Source organism: Actinospineispora spinosispora DSM 44797 (assembly GCF_000429025.1).
Taxonomy (GTDB): Bacteria; Actinomycetota; Actinomycetes; order Mycobacteriales; family Pseudonocardiaceae; genus Pseudonocardia; species Pseudonocardia spinosispora.
Genome location: NZ_AUBB01000006.1, coordinates 555031 through 569806 on the forward strand (window position 1 = coordinate 555031; position 14776 = coordinate 569806).

13 protein-coding genes are annotated in these 14776 nt (G+C 71.2%); 4 read left to right on the forward strand and 9 right to left on the reverse strand.

Features of this window, described 5'->3' with window-relative positions; genetic code table 11:
* Positions 1-35 precede the first annotated feature (35 nt).
* Together G406_RS0102775 and G406_RS0102780 are read right to left on the reverse strand one after the other, a co-directional pair.
* A complete protein-coding gene (locus G406_RS0102775) occupies positions 36-1577 on the reverse strand; it encodes an FAD-dependent monooxygenase (RefSeq protein ID WP_028932615.1) in 1542 nt (513 codons plus the stop codon).
* Between the two features lie 11 nt (positions 1578-1588).
* Entirely contained in the window at positions 1589-2203 is a 615-nt protein-coding gene (locus tag G406_RS0102780; protein ID WP_028932616.1) for a TetR/AcrR family transcriptional regulator, read from the reverse strand.
* A 121-nt stretch (positions 2204-2324) separates the two neighbouring features.
* Between G406_RS0102780 and G406_RS0102785 the strand changes: the two genes are divergently transcribed.
* A complete protein-coding gene (locus tag G406_RS0102785; protein ID WP_028932617.1) occupies positions 2325-3668 on the forward strand; it encodes a flavin monoamine oxidase family protein in 1344 nt (447 codons plus the stop codon).
* A 53-nt stretch (positions 3669-3721) separates the two neighbouring features.
* Here the strand turns inward: G406_RS0102785 and G406_RS0102790 are convergent, their stop codons facing one another.
* Positions 3722-4549 (reverse strand): helix-turn-helix transcriptional regulator, encoded by an 828-nt coding sequence (locus G406_RS0102790; protein WP_028932618.1) that lies wholly within the window; start codon positions 4547-4549, stop codon positions 3722-3724.
* A gap of 101 nt (positions 4550-4650) precedes the next feature.
* On the opposite strand from G406_RS0102790, the gene G406_RS0102795 reads away from it, so the two are divergent.
* Together G406_RS0102795 and G406_RS0102800 are read left to right on the forward strand one after the other, a co-directional pair.
* Entirely contained in the window at positions 4651-5361 is a 711-nt protein-coding gene (locus tag G406_RS0102795) for an SDR family NAD(P)-dependent oxidoreductase (protein ID WP_028932619.1), read from the forward strand.
* Between the two features lie 52 nt (positions 5362-5413).
* Positions 5414-6160, forward strand: a complete 747-nt coding sequence (locus G406_RS0102800; protein WP_028932620.1) for a hypothetical protein — start codon at positions 5414-5416, stop codon at positions 6158-6160.
* Between the two features lie 258 nt (positions 6161-6418).
* Here G406_RS0102800 and G406_RS0102810 read toward each other — a convergent pair whose 3' ends face one another.
* Positions 6419-7330 (reverse strand): sugar phosphate isomerase/epimerase family protein, encoded by a 912-nt coding sequence (locus G406_RS0102810; RefSeq protein ID WP_028932621.1) that lies wholly within the window; start codon positions 7328-7330, stop codon positions 6419-6421.
* Positions 7331-7421: 91 nt separating this feature from the next.
* Here G406_RS0102810 and G406_RS0102815 point away from each other — a divergent pair, with 91 nt between their 5' ends.
* On the forward strand, positions 7422-8654 hold the full coding sequence (locus tag G406_RS0102815) for an ROK family transcriptional regulator (RefSeq protein WP_028932622.1): 1233 nt from the start codon (positions 7422-7424) through the stop codon (positions 8652-8654).
* Here the strand turns inward: G406_RS0102815 and G406_RS0102820 are convergent.
* The 5 genes from G406_RS0102820 to G406_RS44260 all read right to left on the reverse strand — a co-directional run bounded on the left by G406_RS0102820 (position 8651) and on the right by G406_RS44260 (position 14703).
* Complete coding sequence (locus G406_RS0102820) at positions 8651-9076, reverse strand: organic hydroperoxide resistance protein (RefSeq protein ID WP_028932623.1); 426 nt, start codon at positions 9074-9076, stop codon at positions 8651-8653. The genes G406_RS0102815 and G406_RS0102820 overlap by 4 nt on opposite strands.
* The gene (locus G406_RS0102825; protein WP_245606985.1) at positions 9069-9530 is read right to left on the reverse strand and encodes a DUF6130 family protein; all 462 of its coding nucleotides are present in this window, start codon (positions 9528-9530) and stop codon (positions 9069-9071) included. The genes G406_RS0102820 and G406_RS0102825 overlap by 8 nt, the downstream gene beginning before the upstream one ends.
* Positions 9530-10534: an alpha/beta fold hydrolase gene (locus G406_RS0102830; RefSeq protein ID WP_028932625.1), complete on the reverse strand. Its 1005-nt coding sequence runs from the start codon at positions 10532-10534 to the stop codon at positions 9530-9532. The genes G406_RS0102825 and G406_RS0102830 overlap by 1 nt, the downstream gene beginning before the upstream one ends.
* A gap of 63 nt (positions 10535-10597) precedes the next feature.
* A complete protein-coding gene (locus G406_RS0102835) occupies positions 10598-13309 on the reverse strand; it encodes an AAA family ATPase (protein WP_028932626.1) in 2712 nt (903 codons plus the stop codon).
* Between the two features lie 107 nt (positions 13310-13416).
* Complete coding sequence (locus G406_RS44260; RefSeq protein ID WP_051341368.1) at positions 13417-14703, reverse strand: MFS transporter; 1287 nt, start codon at positions 14701-14703, stop codon at positions 13417-13419.
* Positions 14704-14776 lie beyond the last annotated feature (73 nt).

Here is a 14776-nt window from a genome sequence, read left to right on the forward strand (position 1 = left end):
GGTGCGCGTGCACGCACGCACCTCCGACCGGGACATCACGGTCCGCCGAGGGAGCCGGTGAGCGCGGCCAGTGCACGGGGGACGGCCGCGCGGTCGGGCGGGGGTCCGGACCAGCGGGCACCGACGTGGCCGTCCGGTCTGACCAGCAGCGCTCCGTGTGCACCGAGCCCACAGAGGTCGAGGTGCTCGGCGGGAAGAGCCTCGACGGTCAGCGGACAGGACACCGCGGTGTGTGGTGCCCAGCCATCGGGGTCCGCGGTGAGCAGCGCGAACCGTTCACGGGTCACGTCGAGCGTCGAGCGATTCCGGCCCAGCCAGAGATGCGGCACGCGATACCCCGGCTCCGCGGTGGGGACGTACCCGGTACCCGGCTCCCGACGAATGTCGTCGCCGCCGAGCACCGCGGCGGAGCGGTAGCCGACACCGAGGACCAGGCCGAGCTGAGCGAAGTACTCCTCCGACCACGGCAGCTCGGCCTCGGTCGCATCCGCCCGCTCCTGACGCCGGCTCTGCACCTCGACCATCAGCCGGGTGTTGGCCACGGCACGGCGCAACGTCTGCTGGGCCACGGGCTCCCGCTCCGCCTCGTAGGTGTCGAGCAGACCCGGTCCGGCCCATCCGTGCAGGACTCCGGCGAGCTTCCAGCACAGGTTGTGCACGTCGCCGATTCCGGTGTTCATGCCCAGGCCGCCGACGATGGGCACAGCGTGGACGGCATCGCCGGCCAGGAGGATTCGGCCGTGGTGGAAGCGTTCGGCGACGAATGCGTTCATCACCCAGTGCTGAACCCGCAGCACCTCGGGCCTCGTGTCGGCGGCCGACCCCAGGGCGTTCGAGACGATGCCTGCCCAGTCGGCACCGGCCACGTCCTCGGGGGTGGGCCCGAACCAGGCCCAGCCGCCTTCGGGGTAGAGCGGCAGGAACGACCCGTGGGCGGTGAAGTAGACCCCGGCGGGCTGTTCGGCGCACCACTGGTCGAGGTCCGCGTCGAACACGACGGTGGTGACGTCCAGCAGAGCTCCCGGGCCGACGGTGCCGATTCCCAACTGCCGCCGGACCGTGGAGTTCGCGCCGTCGGCGGCGAGCACGTAGTGGGCGCTGAGCCGGATCTCCTCGCCGCTCCGGTGGTCGATGAGGCGGGCCACGACGGCATCGGCTTGCTCCGACAGGTCGACGAGCTCGGCCCCGAACCACACCGGGGTCTCCGCCGCCGCCAGCAAGGTGGGCTCCAGCCGGTCCTGCGAGGTCACGACGCCGATCACCGGGCTCTCGGCGATCGGCTCGTGGATTCCGACCATCGCCGCCGTGGCGAAGTCGTCGGCGTGCAGGGTGTCCCGGAAGCGGACGCGGCCGTACCGCGCGCCGAACGCGCGCTCCGCCACCTCTTCGGCGATCCCGAGCTGACGGAAGATCTCCATCGAGCGGACGTTGACCAACCGGGACCGAGGGAACGGTGACAGTTCGCGACGCTTCTCCACCAGCACCGTGCGCACACCCCAGCGCTCCAACAGCGCCCGGGCGGCAAGGCCGACCGGCCCACCACCCACGATCAGCACGTCCGTCTCCGGCTCGGCCACCTGTCTCTCCCCTATCCGGTGCCCACCGCGCGAACGCCCGCCAGCGCGATCAGCATCGAGATCGTGGCGTCGAGGTCCTCGCCGGACCGGGCATCGTCGGGATCGCACACGTGCTGGATGATCAGGCCGTCGATGCCGGCCACCACGATCCGCCCCAGCTGGGCGAAGGAAACGGCGCAGGTCTCGCCCGCGTTGTCCGCGGCCTGCTCGCACCACTCGGCGACGATGCCCGCGTACCGCTCGTACTGCCAGCGCGCCAGGTGCTCCTGCCCGGGGGTGCGCAGGGCGTAGGTCGTCAGCTCGTACTGCATGATCTGCAGGTTCCGCCGGTCGGCGACGAGCTGGGACCAGAAGCTGCTCAGCCCCTGCCGGATCGCGTGCTCCAGACCTTTCTCCAGCTCGGCCGTCCCCTTCAGCACGTCGGCGATCTCGTCGACCACGTCCTCGATCACGGCGCGCAGCAGCAGCTCCTTCGACGGGAAGACGTACTGCATCGTGCCCAGCGGAACGCCGGCCTCGGCGGCGACCGCGCGCAGTGACGTGCCGGCAACCCCATCGCGGGTCAGCGCACCCCGGGCGGCGGCCACCAGCTGCTGCCGGCGCACCGCCGCTTCGACGTAGGGCATCACAACCCCTTCCCGGTCGATTGACCGAATTCTGGCACGGGGCTTGCTCACGATCTTCTCCAGAACCTATCGTTGCGCCACATTTCAAGTCGGTCGACTGACTGAATCTGAGGAGCGAGAGATGACCGATGTCGATGTTGTCGTGGTGGGCGCGGGGCTGGCCGGCCTGAGCGCGGCTCGCACGCTGGTCGCGGCGGGCAGGACGGTGACCGTACTGGAGGCCCGGGACCGCGTCGGCGGCCGCAACCTCGGGGGTTTCCTGAGCAACGGGGTGCCGGTGGAGATGGGCGGGCAGTGGGTCGGCCCGACGCAGGACGCGGTGCTCGCGCTGATCGACGAGCTGGGACTGGAGACGTTCCCCAGCTTCGACGACGGCGAGGCACTGACCGTGTTCGACGGAACCCTCGTCCGGTACGCCGACGAGACCTTCGGGCTGCCCGAGGAGTCGGCGAAGGAGATCACGCGGCTCTGGGAGCAGCTCGAGGTCATGGCCTCGGCGGTCGCGCTCGATGCACCGTGGACGACGGAGAGCGCCGAGGAGCTGGACAGACAGACGTTGGACGCCTGGCTCACCGCGAACTCGCGGGACGACCTCGCACTGCGGTTCTTCCGGGTGCTGGTACCCGCGCTGTTCTCCGCCGAGTCACCCGAGCTGTCCCTGCTGCACTTCCTCTTCTACGTCAGGTCCGGCACCAGCTTGGAGTCGCTCGTCGCCACCACCGGCGGCGCCCAGGAAGCGCGTGTGGTCGGCGGCACGCACCGAATCTCCGAGCGGATGGCAGCCGAGCTGGGCGACGCGGTCCGGCTGGGGGCGGTCGTCCGCACGATCCGCCACGACGACACCGGCGTGGTCGTCGAGTTCGACGGCGGCCGCGTCACGGCGGAGCAGGTGATCGTCGCGGTCCCGCAGACCCTGGCCGGACGCCTGCGCTACGTCCCGGCACTGCCCGCGCTGCGTGACGGGCTCACCCAGCAGATCCCGGCGGGCTCGGTGATCAAGTTCCAGGTCGGCTACGACACGCCGTTCTGGCGGGAGGACGGTCTCAACGGCTTCGTGCTCAGCCTCGACGACGAGTTCAGCCCGATCCTGGACAACTCGCCACCCGACGCCTCCTGCGGTGTGCTGGTCGGGTTCCTGGAGGGCGCCGCGGCGCGCACCGCCACGCTGATGAGCGTCGAGGAACGCCGTGAGCTCGTTGTGGCCGCGCTGGTCAGGTACTTCGGCCCGAAGGCCGCGCAGCCGTTCGACATCGTGGAGCAGGACTGGACGACCGAGGAGTTCACCCGGGGCTGCTACGGCGGCAGACTCGGCGCAGGTGTCTGGACCCAGTACGGCACGGCACTGTCCGCGCCGATCGGTCGCATCCACTGGGCAGGCGCGGAGACATCCACGATCTGGAACGGCTACATGGACGGAGCAGTCCGCTCAGGCGCCCGAGCAGCACAGGAAGCCCTCGCCCCGTGAGCGCTCGGAACACTCAGGACAACTCTTCCGTCGTGAGTGGCGAGGGACGAAAGTCAGGCAAGCGCCTGAGTACCGACGACGCCGAGGAGCGCGAGGCGTTCGGCATCCGGTGTACCCGGCTCAGCCGTGTACACGAGAATGCGCAGGTCACTGCCGGCGACGCTGAGCAGGTCGCAGTTCAGCGTCAGCTCCCCCACCATCGGATGGTCGACCGTCTTGACCGCCACCTGGTGCCCGCCCATCACCTCGGAGTCCCACAGCCGCGCGAACCGGTCGCTGTTCGCGCGCAGCTCGCCGATCAGGCGCGCCAACCGCCGGTCGGCCGGATAACGGCTCGCGGTCGCGCGCAGTTCGGCGACCTGCTCGGCCTCGAGCGAACGTCGATCGCCCGGTGTGTAGCGGGCGCGGCTGCCCGAGCCGAGAAAGGTGCGCCAGATCGCATTGCGCTCGTTGCCGTGGAACTCGCCCATGAGCGCCGTGTACAGCGGGTTGGCCAGCAGCAGCGTCCATGACGCGTCGGCGACCGCGACCGGTGTCCCGGTCAGCCGGTCCAGCATCCGGTGGATGCCGGGACTGATGTAGGCCGGCACGGTGCCGCGCCCGGGTGGTACGAGCCCGGCGACGGTGAACAGGTGCGCACGCTCCGTCTCGGACACGCGCAGCGCCCTGCCGAGCGCTTCGACGACCTGTTCGCTCGGGTTGGTCGCCCTGCCCTGTTCCAGGCGGGTGACGTAGTCGACCGAGATCCCGGCGAGCAGGGCCAGCTCCTCGCGGCGCAGCCCGGCGGCGCGCCGACGACCACCCGAGGGGAGGCCGGCGGCCTCGGGCGAGACCCGGTCACGCCACAGGCGCACGGTCCGTCCGAACTCCCGAGTCGCCATGTCACCACTGTGCACGGCCGGACCGGGGATTTCCTGGTACTGCCGGTCCCAGGAAATCCGGTCTCCTGGCTGATCCGGCCGCACGGCAGCACGGTGGTGACATGACGACCACATTGATCACCGGGGCCAACAAGGGGCTCGGCTTCGAGACCGCCCGCCGGCTCGTCGCGCAGGGCCACACCGTCTATCTCGCCAGCCGTGATGCAGGTCGCGGCCGGCGCGCCGCGGAACGGCTCGGCGCACGCGCCATCGGGCTCGACGTCACCGACGAGGCCTCGGTCCAGGCCGCCGCGACGACGGTCGCGGCCGAGGGCGGGCTCGATGTACTGGTCAACAACGCCGGTGTCGCCGAGGAGTGGACCGACGAGAACGGCGTGATCGGTGCCGGGGAGCTGACCGGGGACGTCATGCTCCGGACGTTCGACACGAACGTCTTCGGGGTCGTCCGTGTGCTGCACGCGTTCCTGCCGTTGTTGCGGCGCTCGGCGGCACCGGTCGTGGTCAACGTGAGCAGCGGGCTGGCGTCGCTGACCCGGGTCAGCACGCCGGGCTCACCCGCCCACGCCTATCCCGGCGTGGCGTACCCGGCCTCGAAGACCGCGATCAACATGATCACCGTGCAGTACGCGAAGGCGTTCCCCGGGATGCGCATCAACGCGGTCGAGCCCGGCTACACGAAGACCGATCTCAACCGGCACAGCGGTGTCCAGAGCGTCGAGCAGGGCGCCGGGATCATCGTGCGGATGGCGCTGGTGGGCCCCACCGGGCCGACCGGGACGTACACCGACGAAACGGGCACCCTCCCCTGGTAGGTCGGCGCGGTGCGGGACGATGGGGGCCCGCCGACGTCACCGTGGAGCCGCCGTGATCTACCCGCTCGAGCAGTACACCCCTGAGGTCGCCCGGTACTCTGCGGCGCTCCTCCACGAGGTCGACGGCGAGGGCGACATCCGGAACCTGAAGGGTTTCGAGGCCTCGGCGCTCGGCATGGGCGCGACGAGCAACACCGAGCCGGTCGTGATGAGCTGGGCCGAGGTGCTGGCCTGCACGCACGCCGAGGACGACGTCCCGATCGGCCGGTTCATCGAACGTATCCCGGACGAGGAGTGGCGGGAGCCGACCCGGCGGCACGCCAGCGCGCTGATCAACACCGCACGGATGGCGATCGGCTCGAACGAGGGGTTCGAGAAGCTCACCGAGCAGATGTACCGGGCCGTCGACATGCTCGGGAACGACATCTGGTGGCTCATCATGACCATGGCTCAGACCACGGGCCCGGTCGCGACCACCCTGGGTGGGATCGACGCGATGGCCGTCGTTGCCGGCGCCGTCCGCGCCCACGGCCCCCGCCAGCTGCCCTCCGACCGCGCCCTGGGCCCGGCGATCGCCGGTCTCTCCGCGATCAGATCAGGCCACTCACCAGAGGCGACGGCGTACCTGGACCTGTGCGAACCTCACGACCTCCTGGCCGTCCTGCTCCCCCTGGCCCACTCGCTCCTGGACTCGTCGAGTCCCGGGACCGAGCCCCCGCCCGCCGAGGACCTCCCCTCGGACCAGCCCAACCTGATCAACAACCTGGCCCAGGCCCTGGCCCCGATCCTCCCCACGTGAGCGGCAAGGCCACCCACCCCACGTGAGTGGCAAGGACGTCTACCCCGAAGGGGCGCCGCAGGCGTAGGCGCTCGGAGCACTCACGACAGCTTTTCCGTCGTGAGTGATCCGGGCGCCTATAGGCGCCCTTGCCACTCACGAGTCGACGGCGAAGCCGAGATGCCTTGAACCCAGCCACAGCGAACCCAGCCACAGCGAACCCAGCCACCCCGAACCCAGCCACCCCGAACCCAGCCACCCCGAACCCAGCCACAAGCGTCAAGAGACGACGAGCGGCCGCAACGTCCGGTGAGCCACGGACAGCCCGGTATGAACCTTCTCCTCGCTCCCGCCCCACACCGGATCCTCGTGCTCCACCGAGAGAACCCCGTCGAACCCGCCCTCGTACAACGTGTCGACGACCCGTCGCCAGTCGACGTCCCCGAGCCCGGGCACCCGGTACCGCCACCACCCGACGTCCCACGGGTCCTCCCGGCCGACCGCCTTGCCCGGCCATCCGTACCGGCTGCGCCTCTCGGGGAACAGCTGGATGTCCTTGGCCTGCGCGTGCGGGATGCGATCCACGTACGGTCGCAGCGCCTCGACCGGGTCGATGCCCATCCAGACCAGGTGTGACGGGTCGTAGTTGAGGTAGAGCCCGAGGGAGAACATCCATTCCCACAGTTCCGGCGAGTAGGCGAGGTTGCCGGGGTACCCGTCGGGGTGCCAGCCCTCCATCACACAGTTCTCGATGATCAGCTTGACGCCCGCCTCGCCCGCGCGGTCGACGAGCGGCGCGAACACGGTCTCGGCCTCCCGGAGGTTCTCCGCGACGGACTGGCCGGGATGCCGTCCCACGAACGTCCCGACGGTCGGGCAGCCCACGAGCGCGGCGGCGTCGATGCACGCGGCGAGGTGGGCGTTGACGGCGGCGCGCTCGTCCGGGTCGGGGTGCAGGTTGTTGTCGTAGAACGCCAGCGAGGACAACGTCAGCCCCCGGCTGTCGAACACCGCGCGGGTCGCGTCCGGGTCGACGTGTGTGACGTCCAGGTGAGTGGCGGTGAAGGGGCGGTCACCCAGGTCGGGCCACGCCGCGACCTCGAGGGCTTCGTAGCCGTGCTCGACGGCCCAGTCCGCGATCTCGACCAGCGTCCGGCCGGGTAGGCATGCGGTCAGGAATCCGAGCTTCATGCGGGTACCTCCACCCAGAGACCACTTCAGATCGCTGCACGCACGCTAATGTTCATAGCAAACAGAAGTCAATCTGTCCCGGGAGTCACGGATGACCACGTACACGGGCGACCAGCTCGACGGGCTGGTCGCGGTGCTGCACGTGATCCGAGCGGGCGAGGCGCGCACGAGACCGGAACTGACCAGGGCGACCGGTCTCGGCCGCACCGTCGTGACCCAGCGACTGGGCCAGCTGCTCGCGGCGGGCCTCGTCGAGGAGGGCGCGCTGGGTCGTTCCACCGGAGGCCGGGCGCCGCGCGAGCTCCGGTTCCGGGCCGAGGCCGGTTCGGTGCTGGCCGCCGAGCTCGGCGCCACCGCCATCACCGCCGGCCTCACCGACCTGAACGGCGAGCTGCTGGCCGAGAGGACCGAGGCGTGGGACGTCTCCCTCGGCGCCGAGGCGACCCTGGGCCGGCTCGAGGCACTGTTCGACGAGCTCGTCGACGACACCCTGCCGGTCTGGGGAGTCGGCGTCGGGCTGCCCGGCCCGGTGGAGTTCCGCACCGGGCGGCCCGTGTCCCCGCCGATCATGCCGGGCTGGGACGGCTACCCGGTCCGTGACCGGCTCACCGCCCGCTACCGGGCGCCGGCGTGGGTCGACAACGAGGTCAACCTGATGGCGCTGGGTGAGCTGCGGGCGGGCGCCGGTCGCAGCGAGCGTGACCTGATCTACCTCAAGATGGGGTCCGGGATCGGTGCGGGACTCGTCTCCGGCGGCCGGCTGCATCGAGGCGCGCAGGGTTGCGCCGGGGACCTCGGGCACGTCGCGGTGCTCACCGGGGAAGCACCGGTGACCTGCCGCTGCGGCAACCTGAACTGTCTGGAGGCCCTCGCCGGCGGGATCGCGCTCGCCCGTGACGGCACCGAGGCGGCACGCGCGAACCGGTCGCCGTTCCTGGCCGGGCGGCTCACGAGCGGCCGCCCGTTGACCGCCCGGGACGTCGCCGACGCCGCCGAGCACGGCGACCCCGTCGCCGTCGAGCTGCTGACCCGCGCGGGACGACTAGTGGGCGACACGCTGGCCACCCTGGTCAGCATGTTCAACCCGGCGCACGTGGTCGTCGGCGGTGGTGTCGCCGAGTCCGGTGACCAGCTGCTCGCGGCGCTGCGCGAGTCGGTCTACCGACGGTCGCTGCCGCTGGCGACCAGGGAACTGCGGATCACCCGGTCCTCGCTGAGCCATCGCGCGGGGCTCGTCGGCGCCGCCCACATGGTCACCGACGAGCTGTTCTCCCGCGCCCGGCTCGGCGGCTGGATCACCGAGGGAACACCCGCGACCGCCTAGGCGACGGTCGCGTTCAGGGTCACCGGGATGTTGTCCCGGGTGGCCTTGGAGTAAGGACAGATGGTGTGGGCCGCCGCGACCAGTTCGTCGGCGGTCCGCTGGTCGACGTCGCTGATGTCCACGTTGAGCGCGGCACTCAGGCTGAAGTCGTCGCCCCGGTGGTGCAGGGTCACCTCGGCGGTGATGGCCAGCTCACGCACGCGCACCGTGCGTTCCGAGGCGGCCCGCCGGACCGCGCCGAGGAAGCAGGCCGCCCAGCCAGCCGCGAGGAGCTGTTCGGGGTTGGTCGCTCCCCCTGCGCCACCCAGCTCCTTCGGGACGGCGAGGCCCGCGTCGAGCACGCCGTCATCGGACGCCACTCGCCCGCCGTTGCGACCTTCGCCGGTGGCTCTCACTGTCGCGGTGTACTGGCTGTCAGCCATGGTCGTGCCTTTCTCCTGGGGGGATCACGAACGTGACGGTCCTGCTGTCCATGATCTTGTGGGTGGGGTCGGCCAGCCCGATCCAGACCGAGTGCGGCCCCGGTGGCAGGGACTGGATGATGAGCGGCTCACCGCTGGCGTCGGCCCAGTGCCACGGCGCGTCGTCCACGGTGACGTGGATGTGTCCGATCCTCGGCGTGACGTCGAGCGCGTTCGGGCCGTAGACCGGAACGATCCGCAGGTTCTCCGCGCGGTATCGGATGACGACCAGCCCCTGGGCCAGCTGCGCGGGAAGCGGCTGGTCGACGACGAGCGACGGAGGCGGTTGCGACTCCAGCGGGACCACCGGCGCGGGCGACCAGCTCGACGCCACCGGGGTCGGCGCCGGCTCGCTCGTCGAACAGGCGGAGAGGACCAGGGCGAGGGCGGCGAGCCCCACCGCGGATCGGCGCATCACAGCCGGCCGGCGTCGAGGACGGCCCTGGCGAAGTCACCAGGTGCTTCCTGCGGGACGTTGTGCCCGATGCCGGCGAACGTACGGTGCTCGTAGCGACCGGTGAACCGCGAGCGGTAGGCCTTGCCGTCGGCCGTGGCTCCGTCGAAGTCGCTGCCGATCGTGATGGTCGGCACGGTGATGACGGGTGTCGCGGCGAGCTTCTGTTCGAGCGGGTCGTACCTCGGCTCGCCCTGGGCGAGGCTCTGCCGCCAGCGGTAGTTGTGGATGACGATGCTGACGTGGTCCGGGTTGTCGAACGACGCGGCGCTGCGGTCGTAGGTGACGTCGTCGAAGTGCCAGGTCGGCGAGGCGATCTTCCAGATGAGCTTGTTGAAGTCGTGCCGGTTGCGGGTGTAGCCGAGAACGCCGCGCTCGGTGGCGAAGTAGTACTGGTACCACCAGCCACGTTCGGCCTCGGGGGTCAGCGGCTGCCGGTTGGCGACGAGATCGGTGATCAGGTAGCCGCTGACCGAGACCAGCGCACTGCAGCGTTGCGGCCAGAGCGCCGCCATCACCGCCGCCGTCCGGCCGCCCCAGTCGTAGCCGCCGAGGATCGCCTTGTCGATCTTCAAGGCATCCATCAGCGCGATGACGTCGAGCGCGATCGCCGCCTGCTGGCCGTTGCGGACCGTGTCGTCGGACAGGAACCGGGTGGGGCCGAAACCGCGCAGGTACGGCACGATCACCCGATGGCCGGCCGAGGCCAGGATCGGGGCGACGTCGAGGTAGCTGCACGGGTCGTACGGCCAGCCGTGCAGCAGGATCACCGGTGGTCCACCCGGCGGGCCGGCCTCGGCGTATCCGACGTTCAGCAGACCGGCGTCGATCTGCTTCACGGACTCGAAGCTCGTGTGCCCGCCGGTGACCGCCGCGGGTGCGGCGGGCTTCGTGGAACAGCCGGCGAGCGAGGACAGCGCCACCGTCGCGGCACAGGCCTGCCCGAATGTTCTTCTGCTGATCATCGAGAAGAACGTAGGCAGCGGCGGACGCCCGCCGCGCCCGTCACCTGACGCTGTCGGTGTACGTCACCCGGAGCGCAGTGCCGCCGCGATGTCGCCCCGCGCGCTGATGCCGAGCTTCGGGAAGATCCGGTGCAGGTGGGTGCTGACCGTGCGGTGCGACAGGTACAGCCGCTGGCCGATCTCGCGGTTGGTCAGTCCGTCGGCCGCGAGCCGGGCGATGCTCAGCTCGTGCGCGGTGAGCTGGTCGCGGGCGTCCGGGTCGCGCCGAGGGCTCGTCTCGCCCGCGGCGCGCAGCTCCTGCCTCGCGCGTTCGCTCCACCCGGCGACACCGAGCGCGTCGAACGTCTCCCTGGCCGCACGCAGGTGTGGACGGGAGTCCGCCGCCCTGCGGTGACGCCGTAGCCACTCACCGAACGCCAGCTGCACGCGCCCTCGTTCCAGTGGCCATCCGGCCAGGTCCGCGTCGAGAGCGGCGCGGAACAGGGCTTCGGCACCCTCGTCACCGGCCAGCACGGCCCGCGCGTAGCGCAGCCCGATGTGCAGCGCGGGCGAGGAGGTCACCAACGCGAGCTCCTCCATCTCGTCCAGGAGCGGACGCGTCGCCTCGGCCTTGTTCGCCCGTACCGCGGCCTCCGCGAGCTCCGCGACGACGTAGCAGCGCAGCGCGAGCTGGTAGGCCGGGTCGGTGGTGTCGTGAATGCGGCGCAGCACGGCGAGTGCATCGTCGTAGCGGCCTTCCCCCAGCGCGATCAGGCCTCGCGCACGGGCGGCGGTGGCGAGTACCGGTCGGGCGCCGGCGGCGAGACCGACCCGTTCCGCCTCCTCCGCGAGAGCGCTCGCGTGCCGGTGATCGCCGCGCAGCGCGGCGATCTCGGCCTGGACCGCTCTGGCCAGCCCGTACATGAAGGGCTGGCCCGTCTCGTGCGCGAGCCGGGCCGCTTCCTCCGCCGCCGCGACCGCGGTGGTCAGGTCACCGAGGCGCACACAGCTCCATGCCTGTACCGCCAGCGTCCTGGTCAGCAGGCCTAGCCTGCCCTGGGCACGCAGCCCGGGCAGTGCGGCCGAGGAGAACCGCACCGCCGAGGCGAAGGCACCGACCTGCAGCGCGGCGCTGCCGAGGAACCTCACGACCGAAGGGTCGGCGCCGGTCAGGTCGTCCAGTTCGGCGAACCGGTCGACGACCGAGGCGCCCCGTTCGATCGGTGTGACGTAGGCGGAGATCGCCACCATGCGTGGATCGCGTTCACCGATCGGGAGTCCGCGCGCCACGCTCATGATGCGGTGCCGTGCCCCCGGCCCCGGCTCGGCCCAGAAGCACCGCATGCCGGCACCCCACAGGATGCGCATGGCCAGGTCAGGGTCGCCGTCCTCGGCGACGGACCCGGCGAGCGACGCGAGTTCTCCCGGCCCGGCGGCGTCGTCGCGCAGCCCGTCGTCGAACCCGCTGAGGATCCATGTCGCCCGTGCCCGTTGGCGTGGGGAGAGGTCCAGCTCTCCCGCCTCGGCGAGCAGCCGGTCGACGACGTCCCTGCGGCCGGTCTCGACGGCCAGGTCGGCCGCGCGCAGCAGGCGTTCGGCGCGACGATCCGTCCGCCCGCTCAACCGGGCGGCCCGCTCCCACGCGCTGATCGAGGCGGCGACGTCGCCGCGCAGCCTCGCCCGGTCCGCCGCGAGCTCAAGCTCTCCGGCGACCTCGTCGTCCGTGCCCGCGACGGACGCCGCGCGGTGCCCGAGCTGACGGTCCGGCTGCCCACCGAGCACGCTCACCAGGCCGCGCCGCGCCGCCGTCCGTGCACGCGCGTCGGCCCCGCTCGGGATGGCGGACCGCATCAGGGGATGCCGGAAGGTCAGAGTTCCGTCGGTGACGTCGACCAGCCCGGCGCGCCGCGCGGGTTCCAGGACCGACGCGTCGACCTCGGCGTTCTCGACCGAGGCCGTCGCGTCCAGGATCTCCTCGACCGAACCGCTGTCGTCGAGCGCCGCGACCAGCAGGCACGTCCTGGTGCTCGGCGGCAGCTGCGCGACCCGGGCGGCGAAGGCCCGTTCGAGGCGTTCGGTGAGCGGGAGCACCGTCCCGTCGAGCACGACGCCCTCGACCGCGCGCGGTAGCTCGATGAGAGCCAGCGGGTTGCCTGCCGCCTCGGCCAGCACGCGAGTCCGGACCGAGGGGGCGAGCCCGGGCGCGACCGCGTCGAGCAGCTCGGCGGCGGTGTCCTCGGGGAGCCGGGGCACCGTCATCGAGGGAAGCCCCGCGTCGTCGAGGCCCGAAGGCTCGTCGTCGCGCACGGTCGCGATCAGGACGACCGGTTCGGACTCCAGGCGGCGCGCGACGAAGGCCAGCACGTCCACGCTGGAACGGTCGGTCCACTGGGCGTCCTCGACGACGAGGACGAGTGGGGTGTCCGCCGCGACCTCGGTCAGCAGGTTCAGCACGGCGAGCCCCACGAGATACACCTCGGGTGCCTCGCCGCCGGCGAGACCCAGCGCAACCCTCAACGCCCCACGCTGGGGTGCCGGCAGCAGGTCGATGACCGACCGGACCGGGTACAGCAGCTGGTGCAGTCCGGCGAAGGGCAGGTGCTGTTCGGCCGGCACCCCCGCCGAGGTGAGCACCCGCGTGGTCGCGGACGCGGCGAACGCACCCGCCTCGGCGAGCAACGCCGACTTCCCGATCCCCGCCTCACCCCGGACGACCAGCGCGCCACCGCGCCGGCCCACCCCGTCGATCAGCTCGACGAGCTGCTTGAGTTCCAGCTCCCGCCCGAAAAGCGCCAACGCCCCCGCTCCCCCGCCCGTACGGTGTCCGTCGCCCCACGGTAGCCCCCATGAGCGCGAGGACACGGCGGCGACTTCGCACAGCGACGTGCGTGCGCGCTACCGGGTCAGGCCGGTTCGGGGCGGATGCCCAGCAGCCAGATCAGGGCACCGGCGAGCGCCAGGCCGGCCGCCACCACGAGGGGGACCACGAAGGAGCTGGTCCAGTAGGCCAGTGCGCCGGTGACGATCGGACCGAGCAGGCCGCCCACGTTGCCGATCGCGTTGACGAAACCGGTCGCGGAGCCGGACAGGTTCAGGTGGCGCACGACGTCCTGGGTCGCGCCCCAGGCGGCACCATTGGCGAACGTGATGCCCGAGGTGGAGATCGACAGGCAGACGATCGCGGTCGTCGCGCTCGTGGCGAACGCAGTGCCGAGCACCGCCAGCGCGGCCACCATGCCGCTGACCAGCACGATCTTGCGTGCGTTGAGCGCGGACACTCCCCTGCGCAGCGCGATGTCCGACGTGCGGCCGGCGAGCAGCCCGACGACGCAGGCGCAGGCCCACGGCACCGACGTGGCGAACCCGGACTTCAGCACGGTCATGCCGCGTTCGGCCACCAGGTAGCTGGGCACCCAGGTCATGAACGTGTAGAGGATGTACAGCAGGCAGAAGTAGCCGGCCGCGATCGCCCAGATGCTCCGGTGCCTGACCAGGACGGACCACGGCGCCCGGCCCTCCTGGCGGTAGGGCTCCTGGTCGGCCACGATCCACGCGCGCTCCGCGTCGCTCAGGCGCGTGTCCTCCGACGGGTGGCGGTACCAGACGTACCAGGCGAGGGCCACGACGAGTGAGAGCACACCGGTGGCGATGAAGCTGCTGCGCCAGCCGTATGTACTGATCAGCGGCGCCAGCAGTGGTGCTCCGAGCGCGGATCCGAGCGCGACGCCGGAGCCGTACATGGCGACGCCCATGCCGCGCTCGGACCGGGGCAGCCAGTCCGACAGCACACGGATCGCCGCAGGCACGAACGGTGCCTCGCCGACCCCCAGCAGCAGGCGCGGCCCGAACAGCGCGCCGATCGAGTTGACCAGCGCGGCCAGGAAGCTCGCCACGGCCCAGGACACCAGCGCCACGGCGTAGACCACCCGCGTGCGCACCCGGTCCACGATCATCCCGGCCGGAATGTTCAGCAGCGTGTACGGCCAGGAGAAGCTGGACAGCAGCAGCCCCATCACGGCCGCGTTGACGTGGAACTCCGAGGTCAGTACCGGTGCCGCGACCGAGAGGTTGACCCGGTCGATGAAGGCGACCGTGATGATGAGCATGACGAAGCAGGCGACCGCCCAGCGGCGGTTGCGCCGGACCGGACGTCGCTCGCCCGGCTCGACGGCGAGGACAGGTTCGGACATTGAGGGAAACTCTCATTGTTGACTGATTTAGTCAACAATTGCGTGACCAGGCATTCCGTGGCCTGACACACTG

Excerpts from the sequence above, each read along its gene's own strand:
- G406_RS0102780 (WP_028932616.1), bottom strand. The coding sequence starts at position 2,203 with ATGCCCTACGTCGAAGCGGCGGTGCGCCGGCAGCAGCTGGTGGCCGCC.
- G406_RS0102785 (WP_028932617.1), top strand. The coding sequence starts at position 2,325 with ATGACCGATGTCGATGTTGTCGTGGTGGGCGCGGGGCTGGCCGGCCTG.
- G406_RS0102790 (WP_028932618.1), bottom strand. The coding sequence starts at position 4,549 with ATGGCGACTCGGGAGTTCGGACGGACCGTGCGCCTGTGGCGTGACCGG.
- G406_RS0102795 (WP_028932619.1), top strand. The coding sequence starts at position 4,651 with ATGACGACCACATTGATCACCGGGGCCAACAAGGGGCTCGGCTTCGAG.
- G406_RS0102810 (WP_028932621.1), bottom strand. The coding sequence starts at position 7,330 with ATGAAGCTCGGATTCCTGACCGCATGCCTACCCGGCCGGACGCTGGTC.
- G406_RS0102815 (WP_028932622.1), top strand. The coding sequence starts at position 7,422 with ATGACCACGTACACGGGCGACCAGCTCGACGGGCTGGTCGCGGTGCTG.
- G406_RS0102820 (WP_028932623.1), bottom strand. The coding sequence starts at position 9,076 with ATGGCTGACAGCCAGTACACCGCGACAGTGAGAGCCACCGGCGAAGGT.
- G406_RS0102825 (WP_245606985.1), bottom strand. The coding sequence starts at position 9,530 with ATGCGCCGATCCGCGGTGGGGCTCGCCGCCCTCGCCCTGGTCCTCTCC.
- G406_RS0102830 (WP_028932625.1), bottom strand. The coding sequence starts at position 10,534 with ATGATCAGCAGAAGAACATTCGGGCAGGCCTGTGCCGCGACGGTGGCG.
- G406_RS44260 (WP_051341368.1), bottom strand. The coding sequence starts at position 14,703 with ATGTCCGAACCTGTCCTCGCCGTCGAGCCGGGCGAGCGACGTCCGGTC.